16 protein-coding genes are annotated in these 19,785 nt (G+C 71.1%); 9 read left to right on the top strand and 7 right to left on the bottom strand.

Going from position 1 to position 19,785, the window contains the following annotated elements:
• Window positions 1–14: 14 nt before the first annotated feature.
• Entirely contained in the window at window positions 15–1,097 is a 1,083-nt protein-coding gene (locus IE321_RS01805; protein ID WP_043222691.1) for an inositol-3-phosphate synthase, read from the top strand.
• A gap of 84 nt (window positions 1,098–1,181) precedes the next feature.
• Complete coding sequence (locus tag IE321_RS01810; RefSeq protein WP_190221465.1) at window positions 1,182–2,453, top strand: MFS transporter; 1,272 nt, start codon at window positions 1,182–1,184, stop codon at window positions 2,451–2,453.
• Window positions 2,454–2,506: 53 nt separating this feature from the next.
• On the opposite strand, the gene IE321_RS01815 is transcribed toward IE321_RS01810, so the two are convergent.
• A complete protein-coding gene (locus IE321_RS01815) occupies window positions 2,507–3,949 on the bottom strand; it encodes a CCA tRNA nucleotidyltransferase (protein ID WP_043222695.1) in 1,443 nt (480 codons plus the stop codon).
• Window positions 3,950–4,184: 235 nt separating this feature from the next.
• On the opposite strand from IE321_RS01815, the gene IE321_RS01820 reads away from it, so the two are divergent.
• From IE321_RS01820 to trxA, 7 genes are all read left to right on the top strand, one after another.
• Window positions 4,185–6,569 (top strand): DUF6049 family protein, encoded by a 2,385-nt coding sequence (locus IE321_RS01820; protein ID WP_190221466.1) that lies wholly within the window; start codon window positions 4,185–4,187, stop codon window positions 6,567–6,569.
• Window positions 6,570–6,614: 45 nt separating this feature from the next.
• Entirely contained in the window at window positions 6,615–8,903 is a 2,289-nt protein-coding gene (murJ, locus tag IE321_RS01825) for a murein biosynthesis integral membrane protein MurJ (RefSeq protein ID WP_190221467.1), read from the top strand.
• A 117-nt stretch (window positions 8,904–9,020) separates the two neighbouring features.
• A complete protein-coding gene (locus tag IE321_RS01830; protein WP_043222701.1) occupies window positions 9,021–10,712 on the top strand; it encodes a protein kinase family protein in 1,692 nt (563 codons plus the stop codon).
• 24 nt (window positions 10,713–10,736) lie between these two features.
• Window positions 10,737–11,438 carry an RNA polymerase sigma factor SigM gene (gene sigM / locus IE321_RS01835; RefSeq protein WP_043222703.1) on the top strand — a complete coding sequence of 234 codons (702 nt, stop codon included), beginning with the start codon at window positions 10,737–10,739 and terminating at the stop codon, window positions 11,436–11,438.
• A complete protein-coding gene (locus IE321_RS01840) occupies window positions 11,435–12,358 on the top strand; it encodes an RsmA family anti-sigma factor (protein WP_190221468.1) in 924 nt (307 codons plus the stop codon). The genes sigM and IE321_RS01840 overlap by 4 nt, the downstream gene beginning before the upstream one ends.
• Before the next feature lie 160 nt (window positions 12,359–12,518).
• Window positions 12,519–13,484 carry a thioredoxin-disulfide reductase gene (gene trxB / locus IE321_RS01845; RefSeq protein WP_043222709.1) on the top strand — a complete coding sequence of 322 codons (966 nt, stop codon included), beginning with the start codon at window positions 12,519–12,521 and terminating at the stop codon, window positions 13,482–13,484.
• Between the two features lie 46 nt (window positions 13,485–13,530).
• On the top strand, window positions 13,531–13,863 hold the full coding sequence (gene trxA / locus IE321_RS01850; protein ID WP_043222711.1) for a thioredoxin: 333 nt from the start codon (window positions 13,531–13,533) through the stop codon (window positions 13,861–13,863).
• 91 nt (window positions 13,864–13,954) lie between these two features.
• Here the strand turns inward: trxA and IE321_RS01855 are convergent, their stop codons facing one another.
• From IE321_RS01855 to yidC, 6 genes are all read right to left on the bottom strand, one after another.
• Window positions 13,955–14,572 (bottom strand): GNAT family N-acetyltransferase, encoded by a 618-nt coding sequence (locus tag IE321_RS01855; protein WP_190221469.1) that lies wholly within the window; start codon window positions 14,570–14,572, stop codon window positions 13,955–13,957.
• Window positions 14,573–14,737: 165 nt separating this feature from the next.
• Entirely contained in the window at window positions 14,738–15,793 is a 1,056-nt protein-coding gene (locus IE321_RS01860) for a ParB/RepB/Spo0J family partition protein (protein ID WP_190221470.1), read from the bottom strand.
• A complete protein-coding gene (locus tag IE321_RS01865; protein ID WP_190221471.1) occupies window positions 15,790–16,869 on the bottom strand; it encodes a ParA family protein in 1,080 nt (359 codons plus the stop codon). The genes IE321_RS01860 and IE321_RS01865 overlap by 4 nt, the downstream gene beginning before the upstream one ends.
• 238 nt (window positions 16,870–17,107) lie before the next feature.
• The gene (rsmG, locus tag IE321_RS01870; RefSeq protein WP_043222718.1) at window positions 17,108–17,824 is read right to left on the bottom strand and encodes a 16S rRNA (guanine(527)-N(7))-methyltransferase RsmG; all 717 of its coding nucleotides are present in this window, start codon (window positions 17,822–17,824) and stop codon (window positions 17,108–17,110) included.
• 126 nt (window positions 17,825–17,950) lie between these two features.
• Entirely contained in the window at window positions 17,951–18,460 is a 510-nt protein-coding gene (locus tag IE321_RS01875) for a Jag family protein (RefSeq protein WP_043222720.1), read from the bottom strand.
• A gap of 29 nt (window positions 18,461–18,489) precedes the next feature.
• The gene (gene yidC, locus IE321_RS01880) at window positions 18,490–19,782 is read right to left on the bottom strand and encodes a membrane protein insertase YidC (RefSeq protein WP_043222722.1); all 1,293 of its coding nucleotides are present in this window, start codon (window positions 19,780–19,782) and stop codon (window positions 18,490–18,492) included.
• Between the last annotated feature and the right edge of the window lie 3 nt (window positions 19,783–19,785).

Consider the following 19,785-nt stretch of genomic DNA (forward strand, 5'->3'; position numbering starts at 1 on the left):
AGGGAGCAACCGGAATGGGTTCGGTTCGCGTAGCCATCGTCGGCGTGGGCAACTGCGCCGCCTCGCTGGTGCAGGGCGTCGAGTACTACAAGGACGCCGACCCGGCGACCAAGGTGCCCGGCCTCATGCACGTCCAGTTCGGCGACTACCACGTCGGCGACGTGGAGTTCGTGGCCGCCTTCGACGTCGACGCGAAGAAGGTCGGCCTCGACCTCGCGGACGCCATCGGCGCCAGCGAGAACAACACCATCAAGATCTGCGACGTGCCCGCCTCCGGCGTGACCGTCCAGCGCGGTCACACCCTCGACGGGCTCGGCAAGTACTACCGCCAGACCATCGAGGAGTCCGCCGAGGAGCCGGTCGACGTCGTCCAGATCCTCAAGGACCGTCAGGTCGACGTTCTCGTCTGCTACCTGCCCGTCGGTTCCGAGGCCGCTGCGAAGTTCTACGCGCAGTGCGCCATCGACGCGAAGGTCGCGTTCGTCAACGCCCTCCCGGTCTTCATCGCCGGCACCAAGGAGTGGGCCGACAAGTTCACCGAGGCCGGTGTCCCGATCGTCGGCGACGACATCAAGTCCCAGGTGGGCGCCACCATCACGCACCGCGTGATGGCGAAGCTCTTCGAGGACCGCGGTGTCCGTCTCGAGCGCACCATGCAGCTCAACGTCGGCGGCAACATGGACTTCAAGAACATGCTCGAGCGCGAGCGCCTGGAGTCCAAGAAGATCTCGAAGACGCAGGCCGTCACCTCGCAGATCCCGGACCGCGAGCTGGGCGAGAAGAACGTCCACATCGGCCCGTCGGACTACGTGGCCTGGCTGGACGACCGCAAGTGGGCGTACGTCCGCCTCGAGGGCCGTGCCTTCGGCGACGTCCCGCTGAACCTGGAGTACAAGCTCGAGGTCTGGGACTCCCCGAACTCAGCCGGTGTCATCATCGACGCCCTGCGCGCCGCGAAGATCGCCAAGGACCGGGGCATCGGTGGCCCGATCCTCTCCGCGTCCTCGTACTTCATGAAGTCCCCGCCGGTGCAGTACTTCGACGACGAGGCCCTGGCCAACGTCGAGAAGTTCATCAAGGGCGAGGTCGAGCGCTGACCTTCCGAGGTCCGAAGCGTTTCACCTGACGAGGGTCCCCGCGGCACTGCCCGGGGACCCTCGCCGTGTGTGAGTCTTGCTGCCATGTCCGTCGTACGTGATCTGCGCGTACTGCTGCGCCTGCGCGACTTCCGGCGCCTGCTCACCGTCCGGCTGCTCTCCCAGTGCGCCGACGGCGTCTACCAGGTCGCCCTGGCCACGTACGTCGTCTTCTCCCCCGAGAAACAGGCCTCGCCCGCCGCCATCGCCTCCGCCATGGCCGTGCTCCTGCTGCCGTACTCCCTCGTCGGCCCCTTCGCCGGCGTCCTCCTCGACCGCTGGCAGCGTCGCCAGGTCTTCCTCTACGGGAACCTGCTCCGCGCCCTGCTCGCCGCCGGGACCGCCGTGCTGATCCTCGCCCCGGTCCCCGACTGGCTCTTCTACGCCTCCGCCCTCTCCGTCACGGCCGTCAACCGGTTCGTCCTCGCGGGGCTCTCCGCGGCCCTGCCCCGGGTCGTCGACGCGGAACGGCTCGTCGTGGCCAACTCGCTCTCGCCCACCGCGGGCACCCTCGCCGCCACCGTCGGCGGCGGACTCGCCTTCGGCGTCCGGATGCTCGCCGACGGCTCCGACGCGGCCGTGGTGGCCTTCGGAGCCGCCCTCTACCTCTGCGCCGCCCTCGCCTCGCTGCGGATCGCCCGGGGCCTCCTCGGCCCCGACCCCGACCAGGTGCCGGCCCGGCTCGCGACGGCGCTCGCCTCCACCGCCCGGGGCCTCGCCGCGGGACTCCGCCACCTCGCCGAGCGCCGCCCGGCCGCGCGGGCGCTGACCGCGGTGGGGCTGATGCGCTTCTGCTACGGCGCCCTGCTCGTGACCGTGCTGATGCTCTGCCGGTACGCCTGGAGCAGCACCGAGTCCGAGGGGCTGGGGCTCCTGGGGATCGCCGTCGCCGCCTCGGGCGCCGGCTTCTTCGCCGCCGCCGTCCTCTCGCCGTGGGCCGTGGGACGGTTCGGGCCCTTCGGCTGGATGATCCGGTGCGCGGCCGCGGCCGCCGTCCTCGTCCCGGCGCTCGCCCTGTCCTTCACTCCCGCGCCCTTCCTCGTCGCCGCCTTCGTCCTGGGGCTCATCACCCAGGGAGCGAAGATCGCGACGGACACGGTGGTGCAGACCCAGGTGGACGACGCGTACCGGGGGCGGGTCTTCTCCCTCTACGACGTGCTGTTCAACGTCGCCTTCGTGGCGGCGGCCGGGGTCGCCGCGCTGATGCTGCCGCCCGACGGCCGCTCCCCGCTGCTGATCGTGCTGGTGGCGTCGGGGTACGCGGCCATCGCCCTGTTCCTGCGTGGTCGCGGGCGGGAGTCCCGGGACTCCGGGTGATGTTTCACGTGAAACAGCGAAGGCGCTGTTTCACGTGAAACACGGGCGCGGGGTCAGTCGCGCGCGGCCCACCACTCCTTGAGCGCGGCGACGGCCTGCTCGTACTCCATCGGGCCGTTCTCCAGGCGCAGCTCCAGCAGGAACTTGTACGCCTGCCCGACGGCGGGACCCGGCTTGATCTCCAGGATCTGCTGGATCTGGTTGCCGTCGAGGTCGGGACGGATCGAGTCCAGCTCCTCCTGCTCCTGGAGCTGCGCGATCCGGTCCTCCAGGCCGTCGTAGGCACGGGAGAGCGCGGACGCCTTGCGCTTGTTGCGCGTGGTGCAGTCCGAGCGGGTCAGCTTGTGGAGCCGCGAGAGCAGCGGGCCGCCGTCGCGGACGTAGCGGCGCACGGCCGAGTCGGTCCACTCGCCCGTCCCGTACCCGTGGAAGCGCAGGTGCAGCTCCACCAGGCGCGAGACGTCCTTGATCATCTCGTTCGAGTACTTCAGCGCGGTCATGCGCTTCTTCGTCATCTTCGCGCCCACCACCTCGTGGTGGTGGAAGGAGACCCGGCCGTCCTTCTCGAAGCGTCGGGTGCGCGGCTTGCCGATGTCGTGGAGGAGCGCCGCCAGGCGGAGCACCAGGTCGGGGCCGTCCTCCTCCAGGTCGATGGCCTGCTCCAGGACGGTCAGGGAGTGCTCGTACACGTCCTTGTGCCGGTGGTGCTCGTCGCTCTCCAGGCGCAGCGCGGGCAGCTCGGGCAGGACGTGCGCGGCGAGACCGGTCTCGACGAGCAGACCCAGGCCCTTGCGCGGGTGGTCGGAGAGCAGCAGCTTGTTCAGCTCGTCCCGGACGCGCTCGGCGGAGACGATCTCCAGCCGGTCGGCCATCTCCGTCATCGCCGTGACGACCTCGGGGGCGACCTCGAAGTCGAGCTGAGCGGCGAAGCGGGCCGCGCGCATCATGCGCAGCGGGTCGTCGGAGAAGGACTCCTCGGGCGTGCCCGGGGTGCGCAGGACCCGGGCGGCGAGGTCGTCCAGGCCGCCGTGCGGGTCGATGAACTCCTTCTCGGGGAGGGCCACGGCCATCGCGTTGACGGTGAAGTCACGCCGGACGAGGTCCTGCTCGATGGAGTCGCCGTAGGAGACCTCGGGCTTGCGGGAGGTGCGGTCGTACGCCTCGGAGCGGTACGTCGTGACCTCGACCTGGTAGCCGTCCTTCTGCGAGCCGACGGTGCCGAAAGCGATCCCGACCTCCCAGACGGCGTCGGCCCAGGGGCGGACGATCTTCAGGACGTCCTCGGGGCGGGCGTCCGTGGTGAAGTCCAGGTCGTTGCCGAGCCGGCCGAGGAGGGCGTCCCGTACCGATCCGCCGACCAGGGCGAGGCGGAATCCGGCCGCCTGGAAGCGGCGTGCGAGGTCGTCGGCGACAGGCGCCACGCGCAGCAGTTCGCTGACGGCGCGGTGCTGCACCTGGCTCGGTTCGGTCGAGGTGTCTTCGTTGGCGTTCGGCACAACAGAAAAGGGTACGTGCCCCGCTCCGCCCCGACGCCCCCGTTTTCCCGCGCTCCGTGCCGCACGCGCGGGTGGCGCCTGTGGGGTTCCTGTGAAAACGGCCTCCTCCCGCGTCATCGGCTGGAGGAGTCCCCGGCACTCGGCCCCTCTCTGCCTCGTTACCATGCCTGGACACAGCGGCCGGGAACCACTGGCATCACGGGCACCACCGACAACGACGAGGACGGGCGAACGCGTGGCTGAGGCGGCAGCTTTCCAGGGAACCGGTCCCTCACCTGCCCGCCGATGGCTGCGGCGCACCCTCACCGTCGCCGTCGGGGCCCCCCTCCTCGCCGGTCTGCTCCACAACCCCGCGCCGGCCCAGGCCGCCGCGGACACCCCGGTCTCCCGGACGGTCGATGTGGCGATCGACACGCTGACCCCGAGTGCCCCGGTCGAGGGCGACACCGTCACCGTCACCGGCACGCTGACCAACCGCGGCAAGCGGACCATCACCGACGCGACGGTGAACCTGCGCGTCGGCCCGCGGATGGACAGCCGCAGCGAGATCGACCAGGTCGCCCGCCGCAAGGGCTTCCGCTCCGACAGCGACCCGCGGCCGCTGGACGCCCCCGAGATCGACATCGCGAACCTGCCCGTCGGCGTCCCCCGCGACTTCCGGATCTCCGTGCCCGTCTCCGAGCTGGACCTCGACGACGAGGGCGGCGTCTACCAGCTGGGCGTCTCCCTCTCCGGCCAGACCTCGGACGCGCGCTGGGACCGTGTGCTCGGCATCGAGCGGACCTTCCTGCCGTACCAGCCCGAGCCGACCGCCAAGCGGACCCAGCTCACCTACCTGTGGCCGCTGATCTCCTCGGCCCACATCTCGGCCGACACCGCCTCGGACGACCAGCAGAGCGCGGTCTTCCAGGACGACGACCTGGCCGAGGAGCTGCGCCCCGGCGGCCGGCTCGACGAGATGGTCAGCCTGGGCAAGGACCTCCCGGTCACCTGGGTGATCGACCCGGACCTGCTGGCCTCCGTCGACGCCATGGCCAACGGCTACCGGGTCAAGGACGGCACCGGGCACGCCGCCGGCACGGAGCCGAACCGGAAGCTGGCCGAGCGCTGGCTCGGGCAGCTGGAGGCGGCGGTGCAGGGCCGCAAGGTGGTCGCGCTGCCCTTCGCCGACCCCGACCTCGCCTCCCTCGCCCACCGGGGCAAGGCCGTCCCCGGCTCGCTGAAGCACCTCCAGTCGGCGACCGCCCTGGCCGGATCGACCGTGGAGACGATCCTCCACGTCCAGCCGGCCACCGACTTCGCCTGGCCCGTCGACGGCGCCGTCGACCCCTCGATCATGGCGGTCGCGACCTCCGCGGGCGCCCGCAAGGTGATCGCCCGCAGCGACAGCATCCAGGACGACGACCTCTCCTACACCCCCACCGCGGCCCGCCCCCTCGGCGGCGGCACCACGGCCGTGGTCAGCGACGCGGAGCTGTCGACCGCCTTCCAGGGCGACATGGTCCGGGCCGAGACCTCGACGCTCGCCGTCCAGGAGTTCCTGGCGCAGACCCTCGCGATCACCCTGGAGCAGCCGCAGGACCGGCGCAGCGTCGTGGTCGCCCCGCAGCGGCAGCCGAGCGTGTCCCAGGCCCAGGCGATGGCGGCGGCCGTGCGCGGGCTCGGTGCCAAGCGCTGGACCGAGCCGCTCGACCTGGTCGCCGCGGCGGCGGCCAAGCCCGACCCCGACGCCACCACCGCGGTGCCGCGCGCCGGGCAGTACCCGAAGAAGCTCCGGGCCACGGAGCTTCCGGTGGAAGCCTTCCGCGACATGAAGACCACGGGCGACGAGCTGGACGACTTCAAGGTCATCCTCTCCGACGCGACCCGCGTCGTCCCGCCGATCGGCAACGCCATCAACCGCGAGATGTCCACCTCCTGGCGCGGCCGGACGACCGAGGCGGCGATCTACCGCGTCGACGTCCAGGACGTCCTCCAGCGCCTCACCAAGAGCGTCGTCCTCGTCGACAAGTCGGACCTGACCCTGTCGGGGCGCAGCGCCACGATCCCCGTCACGGTGCAGAACAGGCTCCTCCAGGACGTGGAGGGGCTCGTCCTGCGGCTGACCTCCAGCAACGGAACCCGCCTCAAGGTCGACGGCGGCACCTCGGCGGAGCTGCCGATCACGGTCCGCGCCGGGCACAGCCAGTCGGTGAAGTTCCCCGCCTCGGCCAACGCCAACGGCCAGGTCTCCATGACCGCCCAGCTGTACACGGCGGACGGCACCCCCTACGGCACCTCGATGACCTTCTCCGTGAAGGTCTCCGAGATGACTCCGACCGTGATGCTCGTCATCGCCGGCGGCGTGCTGCTCCTCGTCCTCGCGGGTGTCCGCATGTACAGCCAGCGCAAGCGCCTCGCCGCCCGCGCCGCCGAGGCCGAGGCCCGGGCGGAGGCGGAGACCGAAGGGGAGGACGGGGCTCCGGAGCACGCCGCTGCCGGCACCGTCGGGGCCCCTGCCGCGAAGGACACGACCGAGGGCGACACGGCCGACGGAGCCGGGCACCCGAGTGACCCGGACGCGGACACCGGCTCCGAAAGCGGCGACCCGTCGGGCCCGGGTGAGAAAGTGGACCGTTGAGCGATGTCGTGGCCGGTCGGCCGGGGACGATGAGGTGGGGTAACCATGAACGCGCCGTACGACGCTGACCGCGGGCAGGGTGCGGGCGGCGCCGCACCGTCCGGCGGCACGCCCGTTCCCCCCACCGGGCCGGACGGGCAGCCGCTCCCGCAGGGGCAGCACCCCGGGTACCCGCCGCAGGCCCCGCACGCGCAGAGCCCGTACGCGGCCCAGCAGCAGGACCCGTACGCGGCCCAGCAGCAGGATCCGTCCGCGCACCCCGAGAACCCGTACGCCCAGGACCCCTACGTCCAGGACGCGTACGCGCACGACCCCTACCGGGGGCGCGACCTGTCCGCGCAGGACCCGGTGGGCGAGGCGCTCTACGACCGCGCCGCCCACCCGCCGCCCCCGCCGGGCACGTACCAGGAACCGCAGCCGCTCTACCAGCAGCCGGCCGTGCCCCAGCACGCCCCGGACCCCCGGGTCTGGGCCCAGACGCCGGCGCCCGAGCCCGACGGCCCCTCCCGCCACCTCCCGTACGGCGACGACGCCCGCACGGTGCAGTTCACCGGCGTCGACGACCTGGTGACCCGGGCGAGCGAGGAGGAGCGGCCCGAGCAGGACGCCTTCGCGCACCTCTACCGCGACCAGCAGGGCCAGGGCCAGGTGCCCGCCCCGGCCGCGGAGCCCGACCCGCTGCCCGCGCCCGCGCCGAAGAAGTCCGGCCGCGCCTCCGGGCTGCTGAAGTCGAGCGCCGTGATGGCCGCCGGCACGCTGGTCTCCCGGCTCACCGGCTTCGTCCGCTCGCTGGTCATCACCGGCGCCCTCGGCGCCGCGCTGCTCGGCGACACCTTCACCATCGCGTACACCCTGCCGACGATGATCTACATCCTCACCGTCGGCGGCGGCCTCAACTCGGTCTTCGTGCCGCAGCTGGTCCGCTCGATGAAGAACGACGAGGACGGCGGCGAGGCGTACGCCAACCGCCTGCTCACCCTCGTCATGGTGGCGCTCGGCCTGATCGTGGTCGCGGCCGTCTTCGCGGCGCCCGTCCTGATCCGGCTGATGTCGAACACCATCGCCGACGACGCCGCCGCCAACAGCGTCGCGGTCACCTTCGCCCGCTACTGCCTGCCCACGATCTTCTTCATGGGCGTGCACGTGGTGATGGGCCAGATCCTCAACGCCCGCGGCAAGTTCGGCGCGATGATGTGGACCCCGGTCCTCAACAACATCGTCATGATCATCACCTTCGGCCTGTTCATCTGGGTCTACGGCACCTCCGCCGAGTCCCACATGGGCGTCCGGACCATCCCCGACGAGGGCATCCGCCTGCTCGGCATCGGCACCCTCCTCGGCCTCGTCGTGCAGGCGCTGGCGATGATCCCCTACCTGCGCGAGACGGGCTTCCGCTTCCGGCCCCGCTTCGACTGGAAGGGCCACGGCCTCGGCAAGACCGTCAAGCTCGCCAAGTGGACCGTCCTCTTCGTCCTCGCCAACCAGGCGGGCGTCCTGGTCGTCACCCAGCTCGCCACCGCGGCCGGCGAGGAGTCCGGCAAGAACGGCGCCGGCTTCCTCGCGTACTCCAACGCCCAGCTGATCTGGGGCATGCCGCAGGCCATCATCACGGTCTCCGTCATGGCCGCGCTGCTGCCCCGGATCTCCCGCGCCGCCAGCGACGACGACCCGGGCGCCGTCCGCGACGACATCTCCCAGGGCCTGCGGAACTCCGCCGTCGCCATCGTCCCGGTCTCCTTCGCCTTCCTGGCCCTCGGCGTCCCGATGTGCACCCTGCTGTACGCCTCCAGCGGCGTCGAGGCCGCCCAGGGCATGGGCTTCATCCTGATGGCCTTCGGCCTCGGCCTGATCCCCTACTCGGTGCAGTACGTCGTCCTCCGCGGCTTCTACGCCTACGAGGACACCCGCACCCCCTTCTACAACACGGTCATCGTCGCCGCCGTCAACGCGGCGGCCTCCGCCCTCTGCTACGTCCTGCTGCCCGCCCAGTGGGCCGTGGTCGGCATGGCCGCCTCCTACGGCCTCGCCTACGCCGTCGGCGTCGGCATCGCCTGGCGCAGGCTGCGCAACCGCCTCGGCGGCGACCTGGACGGCGCACACGTGATGCGCACCTACGCCCGCCTCTGCATGGCCTCGCTGCCCGCCGCGGTCGTCGCCGGCGCCGTCGGCTTCGGCCTGCTGAAGCTGCTCGGCGAGGGCGCCCTCGGCTCCCTGGTCGCGCTCGTCGTCGGCGGCGCGGTGCTGCTCGGCGTCTTCTTCGTCGCCGCGCGCCGCATGCGGATCACCGAACTGAACACCCTCGTCGGCATGGTGCGGGGCCGTCTCGGACGCTGATCCTCTCCCCCGGGGCAACCATCGGGGGGACCCGTGTGTCGTGCATAGCGTCCGACTGTGGGCACAATTGGCTTGGCTGTTGGATGTGGCGCAACGGATGGGGAGGCAGGAACGACGGTGGCGGAACGTAGCACGGCTGCCGTCGACGTGGCCGACAACAGCGGTGACGACCCGCTGACCGCGCAGGCGGACACGGCCGCGACCGACGGGGTGGCGGAAGAACGGAAGACGGCGGAGGAGCCCACCGAGGCCCCCGAGCAGAAGGCGGTCGAACGGAAGAACGGCGAACAGCCCTCCCTCGCTCCACCCGAGCTGCACAGCGGCCACAAACTGGCCCGGCGCTACCGGCTGGAGGAGTGCGTCACCCGTCTGGACGGCTTCAGCAGCTGGCGCGCGGTCGACGAGAAGCTGCGTCGCGCCGTCGGCGTGCACCTGCTTCCCGCCGACCATCCCCGCGCCCGCTCCGTGCTGGCCGCCGCCCGCTCGGCGGCCCTCCTCGGCGACCCCCGGTTCGTCCAGGTCCTCGACGCGGTCGAGGAGAACGACCTCGTCTACGTCGTCCACGAGTGGCTGCCCGACGCCACCGAGCTGACCGCGCTCCTCGCGGACGGCCCGCTCCAGGCCCACGAGGCGTACCAGCTCGTGGCCCAGGTCTCCCAGGCCATGGCCGCCGCGCACCGCGAGGGCCTGGCGCACCTGCGGCTCACGCCCAGCGCCGTGCTGCGCAGCTCCACCGGTCAGTACCGCATCCGCGGCCTCGCCGTGAACGCCGCCCTGCGCGGCATCACCGCCGACCGGCCGCAGCGCACCGACACCGAGGCCATCGGCGCCCTCCTCTACGCGGCGCTCACCCAGCGCTGGCCGTACGAGAGCGACGCCTACGGCCTCTCCGGGCTGCCCAAGGGCGTCGGCCTGATCCCGCCGGACCAGGTCCGCGCGGGCGTCCACCGGGGCCTCTCCGAGATCGCCATGCGCGCCCTCGCCAACGACGGGGCCACGGCGTCCCGTCAGGAGCCGCCCTGCACCACGCCGGACGAACTCGCCAAGGCCGTGGCCGCGATGCCCCGCGTCAAGCCGCCGGAGCCGGAGTTCCCCCCGCCGGCCCAGTACCAGCGCACCACGTACCAGCAGGGCACGTACGGACGCCCGCAGCCGCGCCCCGTGGCCCCCCAGCCCCTGCCGGTCCCGCCGGCCCCGCTGGAGAGCCGCACGGGCAAGGCGCTGAAGTGGGCCGTCGGCGCGCTCCTCATCGCCGCGCTGGGCCTCGGCAGCTGGCAGATCGCCGACCGTCTCCTCCCGAAGGAGACCAAGGAGGAGACGCCGATCGTCCAGCCTCCGGTCGACGAGAAGCCGGAACCGCCGAAGCCGGTCGCGATCGTGTCCGCCGAAGACTTCGATCCGCTCCCCAAGGGCAGCGGATCGGAGAACCCGGAAGCCGTGAAGAACGCCTTCGACGGGGACACCAGCACCTTCTGGCACACGCTGAACTACACCAGCGAGAACTTCGGCAACCTGAAGTCCGGCGTCGGGTTGGTGCTGGACCTGGGCACCGCCCAGAAGGTCAGCGAGGTCGACCTGTCGTTCGTGGGACACACCTCGGTGGAGATCCGCACGGCACCTGCCGACGCCTCCACGGCACCGTCCGAGCCCGAAGGGTTCACGACGCGGGCGTCCCAGGCCGGCAGCGAGGTCAAGGCGAAGCTCACCAAGCCCGTCACGACCCGCTACGTTCTGGTCTGGCTGACGAAACTGCCACTCACCAACGGCGAGTTCCGCGGCCAGCTGACCGAAGCCAAGGTCATGGGCTGACGACACAGGGGAGGGGGCTCACCGTTGGACCGTCCGATAGACGCCGCAGACGACCAGGAACTCCTGGCCCGTCACGTCGCCGGGGACCCGGACGCCTTCGGTGAGCTCGTACGGCGCCACCGCGACCGACTGTGGGCGGTGGCGCTCCGCACCCTGGGGGACCGCGAGGAGGCCGCCGACGCCGTCCAGGACGCCCTCCTGTCCGCCTTCCGGGCCGCCCACACCTTCCGGGGCCAGTCGGCCGTCACGACCTGGCTCCACCGCATCACGGTGAACGCCTGTCTGGACCGCCTCCGGAAGAGCGCCACCCGGCGGACCTCGCCCGTGGACGACACCGCCCGCTTCGAGCAGCTCCTCGAACCCCACGAGTCCGCCGAGGCCCCCGCCGAGCGCCAGGACCTCCACCGGCAGCTGCTCGCCGCGCTCGCGACGCTCGCCCCCGACCAGCGCGCCGCCCTCGTCCTCGTCGACATGCAGGGATACCCGGTCGCCGAGGCTGCCCGTATCCTCGGCGTTCCCACCGGCACCGTGAAGAGCCGCTGCGCGCGCGGGCGGGCCCGGCTGCTGCCGATGCTCACTCATCTGCGCGTGGACACCGTGGGTAACGAGCCCCCCGAAGGGGGAAGGAACCGGACGCCGGGGGCATCCGTCCCACCGGTGTCGGAGCCGACGGAAACCGGACCGGCTGATCCAGCTGCGGTGAAGGGTGGAGGTGGGGGCGCGTGAACACGACCGACAAGGCCGACACCGCACAGCATCCGGACGTCTCGGAGATCTCCGACCTGACCGAGGGCCTGCTCTCCCCGAGCCGGTCCGCGACGGTCCGACGGCACCTCGACGGCTGCGCCCTCTGCGCGGACGTCCGCAGCTCCCTGGAGGAGATCCGCGGCCTCCTGGGCACCCTGCCGGGCCCGCCGCGCATGCCCGCCGAGATCGCCGGCCGGATCGACGCCGCCCTCGCCGCCGAGGCGCTCCTCGACGCCACCGCGCCCGAATCGACCCGGCCTGTTTCACGTGAAACCACGGCCCCGGCGGACGCTGTTTCACGTGAAACAGCCTCCCCGGCCGCCGCCACCCGTCCCTCCTCCGCGCGCCCCCCGGCTCCCCGGGCGGCCACCGGCCCCGGGCGGGGCCGCACCCGCCACCGTCGGCGGATCGCCGTGCTCTCGGGCATCGCAGGGTCGCTGGTCGCCGCCGTCTGCGCGTACAGCCTCTACGCGCTCTCCCAGAACGGCGCGGACACCCACGGCGTCGCCTCCGACACGTCCGCCGCCGCGCCCCTGAGCACCTTCTCCGGGGAAGCGGTCGAGGACAGGGTCGAGAGCCTGCTCGGCGGCGGGGACCCCGCCGTCCGCGCGCCGAAGGCGGACCGGCCCGAGTCGCTCGCGGCCCAGGAGTCGGGGAACGTCGGCACCGCCCAGCGGAACAGCGACGGCGCCCTCCCGCCGTGCGTCCTCGCGGGCACCGGGCGCCAGGACACCGTCCTCGCCTCCGAGCGCGGCGAGTACGAGGGCACCTCCGCCTATCTCCTCGTCCTCCCGGACCGGGCCGACGGCGACCGCGTGCAGGCGTACGTCGTCGACGCCGACTGCACCGGGAACACGCCGGGGAAGCTGCTCCGGACGGCCTCCTACCCGAAGCCCTGAGCGCTTCCGCGTCCCGCCTCCGTCTCACGGTTCGTCTCACGCACGCGCCGCGCGGCGCCCTCGGGAATGCTCGCCCCTTAGGATCCGTTGGGTGGGGTGAGAGTGACCGAGACACCGCCCCGTAGGCAGTAGGCAGTCCGCAGAGACGAGGAAGAAACCCGTGAGCGACGTCCGTAACGTGATCATCATCGGCTCCGGGCCCGCGGGTTACACCGCCGCGCTCTACACGGCCCGAGCGTCGCTGAACCCGCTGGTCTTCGAAGGCGCCGTCACCGCCGGTGGCGCCCTGATGAACACCACCGAGGTCGAGAACTTCCCCGGCTTCCGTGACGGCATCATGGGCCCGGACCTCATGGACAACATGCGGGCCCAGGCCGAGCGCTTCGGCGCCGAGCTCGTCCCGGACGACATCGTCGCCGTGGACCTCACCGGTGAGATCAAGACCGTCACGGACACCGCCGGCACCGTGCACCGCGCCAAGGCCGTCATCGTCACCACCGGCTCGCAGCACCGCAAGCTCGGCCTGCCGAACGAGGACACTCTCTCCGGCCGCGGCGTCTCCTGGTGCGCGACCTGCGACGGCTTCTTCTTCAAGGACCAGGACATCGCCGTCGTCGGCGGCGGCGACACCGCGATCGAGGAGGCGACCTTCCTCTCGCGCTTCGCCAAGTCGGTGACCATCGTCCACCGCCGTGACACCCTGCGTGCCTCCAAGGCCATGCAGGAGCGCGCCTTCGCCGACCCGAAGATCAAGTTCGCCTGGGACAACGAGGTGGCCGAGATCCACGGCGACCAGAAGCTCTCCGGTCTGACCCTGCGCAACACCAAGACCGGCGAGACCAGCGAGCTGCCGGTGACCGGTCTCTTCATCGCCGTGGGCCACGACCCGCGGACCGAGCTGTTCAAGGGCCAGCTGGAGCTCGACGCGGAGGGCTACCTCAAGGTCGCCGCCCCGTCGACCCGCACCAACCTCACGGGCGTCTTCGGCGCCGGTGACGTCGTCGACCACACCTACCGCCAGGCCATCACGGCCGCCGGTACCGGCTGCTCCGCCGCGCTCGACGCCGAGCGCTTCCTGGCCGCCCTCGCCGACAGCGAGAAGCTGGCCGAGACCCCCGCGGTCTGACCCGAACTCCCTTCACCCCACACCCCGCGAAGTTAAGGAGGCCGCCGTGGCCGGCGCCCTGAAGAACGTGACCGACGCTTCCTTCGAAGAGGACGTCCTCAAGAGCGACAAGCCCGTCCTGGTGGACTTCTGGGCTGCCTGGTGCGGCCCGTGCCGTCAGATCGCCCCGTCGCTGGAGGCCATCGCCGCCGAGCACGGCGAGATCGAGATCGTGAAGCTCAACATCGACGAGAACCCGGCCACGGCCGCCAAGTACGGCGTCATGTCCATCCCGACGCTGAACGTGTACCAGGGCGGCGAGGTCGTGAAGACCATCGTCGGCGCCAAGCCGAAGGCGGCCATCCTGCGCGACCTGGAGCCCTTCGTCGCGGCGAAGTGACCCACGCTGTTTCACGTGAAACGGCCCGCCCCTTTCCGGGGCGGGCCGTTTTCGCGTGGGGGGCGCTCCTGGTTCACGAAGCGCTCCGGGTTCACAGCGGCCGGAGCGCCGGCTCCTTCTGCACCGCGCCGAGCAGCCGGTCCAGGGCCAGCTCGACGTCCTCCTTCCAGGAGAGCGTCGTCCTCAGTTCCAGCCGGAGCCGGGGAAACGCGGGGTGCGGCCGTACCGTCTTGAAGCCGACCGCCAGCAGGTGGTCGGCCGGCAGCACACAGGCCGGTTCCTTCCAGCGGGCGTCCCCGAACGCCTCGATCGCCTTGAACCCCCGCCGCAGCACGTCCTTGGCGACCGTCTGCACCATCACCCGGCCCAGCCCCTGACCCTGGTACTCCGGCATGATCCAGGCCGTCATCAGCTGGACGGCATCGGCCGCCACGGGGCTCGTGGGGAAGGCCGTCGACCGGGGCACATAGGCCGGGGGAGCGTAGAGGACGTATCCGACCGGGACCTCGTCCACATAGACGACCCGGCCGCAGGAGCCCCACTCCAGCAGGACGGCGGAGATCCACGCCTCCTTCTCCGCCTCCGCGCGGCCCGCCTTCACCGCGGCCTCGCCGCTCACGGGATCGAGCTCCCAGAAGACGCAGGAGCGGCAGCGCTTAGGGAGGTGCGGAAGATTGTCCAGCGTGAGCGGTACGAGCCGACGCCCCACAGCTGCCCCTCGCTTCCCTGGCCGCCGGGCGGCCACCGAGCACGGATACGGCTCTCGGAATCGTATCCATCGGACTTTCGGGGCGACACCGCACACAGGCAAAGGGCGGGGAGCCTCCCGGTGACACCCGGAACGCTCCCCGCCCTGGGGACTGCGAGGGAGGGCCTACTCCTCGCCGTACTCCCCCTCCTGGTCGGCCTTCAGCTGGTCCATGACCTTGTTCTCGCCGGGGGCCAGCGTCGACAGGATCCGGTCGAGGTCCTCCACCGAGGCGAACTCGACGACGATCTTGCCCTTCTGCTGTCCCAGGTCGACCTTCACCCGGGTCTCGAAGCGGTCCGACAGACGGGTGGCCAGGTCGGAGAAGACCGGCGAGACCCGGGCCCCCGCACGGGGCTTCTTCGCCTTGGTGACCGCGGGCTCCTCGAAGCTCATCACCCGCACGATCTCCTCGACCGTGCGCACCGAGAGGCCCTCGGCGACGATCCGCTGCGCCAGCTGGTCCTGGGCCTCCGGGTCCTCCACGCCGAGCAGGGCGCGGGCGTGACCGGCGGAGAGCACCCCGGCGGCGACCCGACGCTGGACGGCCGAGGAGAGCCGCAGCAGTCGCAGGGTGTTGGAGACCTGCGAGCGCGAGCGCCCGATCCGGTCGGCGAGCTGGTCGTGGGTGCAGCTGAAGTCGGTGAGCAGCTGCTCGTAGGCGGCGGCTTCCTCCAGCGGGTTCAGCTGGGCCCGGTGCAGGTTCTCCAGGAGGGCGTCCAGGAGCATCTTGTCGTCGTCGGTGTCCCGGACGATCGCGGGGATGGTCTGCAGGCCGGCCTCGTCGGAGGCCCGCCAGCGCCGCTCACCCATGATCAGCTCGTAGCGCCCGCCGTCGATCTTGCGGACGACCACGGGCTGGAGGAGGCCGACCTCGTTGATGGAGGTGACCAGCTCGGCGAGGGCGTCCTCGTCGAAGACCTTCCTCGGCTGGTGCTGGTTGGGGGTGATGTCACCGATCGGGATCTCGGTGAAGTACGCCCCGGCTACCAGCGCCGGCTCGGGCTCCACCGGTGCCGCCATCTTCTCGGCCTGCGGGGTGCTCTGGGGGAACAGGCGTGCCGCGCCGCTCCCGGGGAGCGTGGAGACGGCGCCGGTCTCCGGCGCCTGCTGGTCCTGGGGGGCACCGGCGAACAGCGCGCCGAGCCCCCGCGGCCCCAGTCCCCTACGTCGGTCGCTCACTGAAGTTCCTCCGCCATGCTGTGCTGGTTGTTCTGGTGCCCCACGCGGCCGTGCTGCTGGGGCTCGTAGTGGACGGCGACGCCCCGGAAGGCGATCTCGCGCGCCGCTTCGATGTACGACAGGGCGCCGCTGGAGCCCGGGTCGTAGGTGATCACGGTCTGGCCGTAGCTGGGGGCCTCGGAGATGCGGACGGACCGCGGGATGCTGGTCCTGAGCACCTCCTTCCCGAAGTGGGTGCGGACTTCCTCGGCGACCTGGGAGGCGAGCCGGGTCCGGCCGTCGTACATGGTCAGCAGGATCGTCGAGACGTGGAGCGTCTGGTTGAGGTGCCCGCGGACCAGGTCGACGTTCTTCAGGAGCTGTCCGAGGCCCTCCAGCGCGTAGTACTCGCACTGGATCGGGATGAGCACCTCGGCGCCGGCCACCAGGGCGTTCACCGAGAGCAGGCCGAGGGACGGCGGGCAGTCGATCAGGATGTAGTCGAGCGGCTGCTCGTACGCCTGGATGGCCCGCTGGAGCCGACTCTCGCGTGCCACCATCGACACCAGCTCGATCTCCGCGCCGGCGAGGTCGATCGTGGCCGGGGCGCAGAAGAGACCCTCGACGTCCAGGACCGGCTGGACCACCTCGGAGAGCGGTCTGCTGTCGACGAGGACGTCGTAGATCGAGGGGACGTCGGCGTGGTGGTCGATGCCCAGGGCCGTGGAGGCGTTGCCCTGCGGGTCCAGGTCGATGACGAGGACGCGGGCGCCGTGCAGGGCCAGGGAGGCGGCCAGGTTGACGGTCGTGGTCGTCTTGCCCACTCCGCCCTTCTGGTTGGCCACCACCATGATCCGGGTCTGCTCGGGACGGGGCAGTCCCTCCCCGGCGCGACCCAGCGCCTCTACGGCCAGCTGTGCAGCACGGCCAATCGGGGTGTCGTCCATCGGGGGCAGCGTTTCACGTGAAACATCTTCCCCAGCCGATTCGGTTCGGGGACCGGGGACCGGATCGGTCATCGGTCCCGCGATGTTGGCGTCGGACCGCAAGGATTCACTCTCCTCGGCATCAAGCTCGCGATGGGAAGAGCCTGCCATGCCTTCGGGGTCCTGAACCAGCGAGGTCGGTGTATCTGTGGGTGAATCCACCTCGGTGGAAAACTCCGTAACCCTCGCGGGTGGCTTCACACGGGGTCTGCGGTCCCGGGGGGTGGCGGCCGCGCGCCCGCGGCTGATGATCCCCTGGAGCAGTGAGCGACGTTTCACGTGAAACACGATGCCCCTGCGGCCCTGCCGGGACCGTTCGACACTCCGTGAAAGCGGACGAATGCGACGCTCAGCGGCGCCGGCGGGTCTTGCTCGTCCGTGCGGCCTTGGCCCGCTTGGCGGCGAAGCGCACCCCGCCGGGGCTCTCACCGACCTCGACCCGGACCACCGTGGACATCGGATCGACGATTCCCTCGCCGACCTGGAGCACCGAGGTCTCCACCACGCCGAGCTTGGCGAGCGCCGAACGCGCCCCGTCCAGCTCCTCCTCCGCGGTGTCGCCCTTCAGCAGCAGCATCTCGCCGTAGGGGCGGAGCAGCGGAACGCCCCAGCCGGCCAGCCGGTCCAGGGGCGCCACGGCACGGGCGGTCACGACGTGGACCGGCGGGAACTTGCCGAGCATCTCCTCGGCCCTGCCCCGTACGACGGTCACGTGGTCGAGACCGAGCAGCTCCACGACCTCCAGGAGGAAGTTCGTGCGGCGCAGCAGCGGCTCCAGGAGCGTGATCTTCAGATCGGGCCGCACCAGCGCCAGCGGGATGCCGGGAAGACCGGCGCCGGAGCCGACGTCGCAGACCGTGACGCCCTCGGGAACGACCTCCGAGAGGACGGCGCAGTTCAGGATGTGGCGCTCCCAGAGCCGCGGAACCTCACGGGGGCCGATGAGCCCCCGCTTCACACCGGCGTCCGCGAGCAGCTCCGCGTACCGCACGGCCTCGGGGAAGTACTCGCCGAAGACTTTCCGCGCCTGTTCGGGCGCCTCGGGGAGCTCCGCTTCCTCCGTCACGGGGACCGTCCTTCCGTACCGCACGCGTACCGCGCGAGCGCACTGTGGTGGCTGAGTGGCTGAACTATCAGGCTGACAAAGATCGGCCCCGTCTGCGAACAGACGGGGCCGACGCGAGGGGAGGGGTCAGGCAGGGAGGACGACGACGAAGCGCTGCGGCTCCTCGCCCTCGGACTCGCTGCGCAGACCGGCGGCGGCGACCGCGTCGTGCACGACCTTGCGCTCGAACGGGGTCATCGGGTCCAGCTTGACCGGCTGACCGGAGGACTTGACCTCGTCCGCGGCCTTGGCGCCGATCTGGGCCAGCTCCGTGCGCTTCTGCGCGCGGAAGCCGGCGATGTCGAGCATCAGGCGGCTGCGGTCGCCGGTCTCCCGGTGCACGGCCAGGCGGGTCAGCTCCTGGAGCGCCTCCAGCACCTCGCCGTCGCGGCCCACGAGCTTCTGCAGGTCGCGGCCGCCGGAGTCGCTGACGATCGAGACCGCGGCCCGGTCGGCCTCGACGTCCATGTCGATGTCGCCGTCGAGGTCGGCGATGTCGAGCAGGCCCTCAAGGTAGTCGGCCGCGATCTCACCCTCCTGCTCCAGGCGGGTCAGGGTGTCGCCACCCTCGGCGGCGGAGGTGGTGCCTTCCGTCACGGACGGTCTCCTTCTAGCTACGGGGACGCTTACTTCTTGGAGGACGGGTGCTTGGGCCGCTGCTGGCCCTTGCGCTGACGGGAGCCGCCGGAGTTGGCGCGGCTGCGTCCGCCCTGCGGGCCGCCCTTGGCGGGCGTCTCGGGCTTCTTCTCCAGCGAGGTCTTCGGCTCGGTGTCCTGGGCGGCCTCGCCCGCGGACTCCTCGGCCGTCTCCTCGACGGTCTCGTCGTCGCTCTTGGCCTGGTGTCCGCCGGACTGGCGCTGGGCCTTCGACTGGCGCTTGGGCTGCTGCCGCTTGGGGGCGGCGGTGCCCTCGGCCTCGGCCACGGCGGCGTCGCTCTTCACCACGGTGCCGTCGGCCTGGGCGGCGAAGCCGGCCTTGGCGAGACCGCCGATGAAGCGGCGCTCGTTCTCGTTGCGGTCGGAGCCCTTGGCGACGATCGCCTTGACGACGGCCTTGTGGCGCCGGCTGCGGATCTCACCGTGCTGAGTGACGCTCTTCAGCAGGCGCTGGAGGTAGGAGTCCTGCGCCTTGCTGCCCGGGGTCGGGTTCTGGTTGATCACGTACATCTGCTGGCCCATGGTCCACACGTTGGTGGTCAGCCAGTAGACGAGGACACCGACGGGGAAGTTGATGCCCATGACGGCGAAGATCACCGGGAAGATGTACATGAGCATCTTCTGCTGCTGCATGTACGGGGTCTTCACCGAGAGGTCGACGTTCTTCATCATCAGCTGGCGCTGGGTGAAGAACTGCGAGGCCGACATCATGATGATCATGACCGCGGTGACGATGCGGACCGAGGTCAGCGAGGCGTCGAGAGCGGCCACCTCGGCGGCGCTGTCGGTGAACTTCGAGGCGAGCGGGGCGCCGAAGATGTGCGCCTTACGGGCACTCTCCAGCAGCGGCTGGTCGATGACGCCGATGACCTTGCCCGACGCGATGTTGGACAGCACGTGGTACAGGGCGAAGAAGAACGGCGACTGGGCGAGGATGGGAAGGCACGAGGAGAGCGGGTTGGTGCCCGTCTCCTTGTACAGCTTCATCATCTCTTCGGACTGACGCTGCTTGTCGCTCTTGTAGCGCTCCTGGATCGCCTTCATCTTCGGCTGGAGCGCCTGCATGTTCCGCGTCGACTTGATCTGCTTCACGAAGAGCGGGATCAGGCAGATGCGGATCAGCACCACGAGGGACACGATGGACAGACCCCAGGCCCAGCCCGTGTCGGGGCCGAAGATGGCTCCGTACAGCTTGTGGAACTGGACGATGACCCAGGAAACGGGCCAGGTGATGAAGCTGAACAGACTGGCAATCGTGTCCACTAA

It is taken from the genome of Streptomyces hydrogenans (genome assembly GCF_014656075.1).
Taxonomy (GTDB): Bacteria; Actinomycetota; Actinomycetes; order Streptomycetales; family Streptomycetaceae; genus Streptomyces; species Streptomyces hydrogenans.

What these genes read in the sequence shown, in the direction of transcription:
- IE321_RS01805 (WP_043222691.1), top strand. Translation starts at nt 15, where the DNA reads ATGGGTTCGGTTCGCGTAGCCATCGTCGGCGTGGGCAACTGCGCCGCC.
- IE321_RS01810 (WP_190221465.1), top strand. Translation starts at nt 1,182, where the DNA reads ATGTCCGTCGTACGTGATCTGCGCGTACTGCTGCGCCTGCGCGACTTC.
- murJ (WP_190221467.1), top strand. Translation starts at nt 6,615, where the DNA reads ATGAACGCGCCGTACGACGCTGACCGCGGGCAGGGTGCGGGCGGCGCC.
- IE321_RS01865 (WP_190221471.1), bottom strand. Translation starts at nt 16,869, where the DNA reads ATGGCAGGCTCTTCCCATCGCGAGCTTGATGCCGAGGAGAGTGAATCC.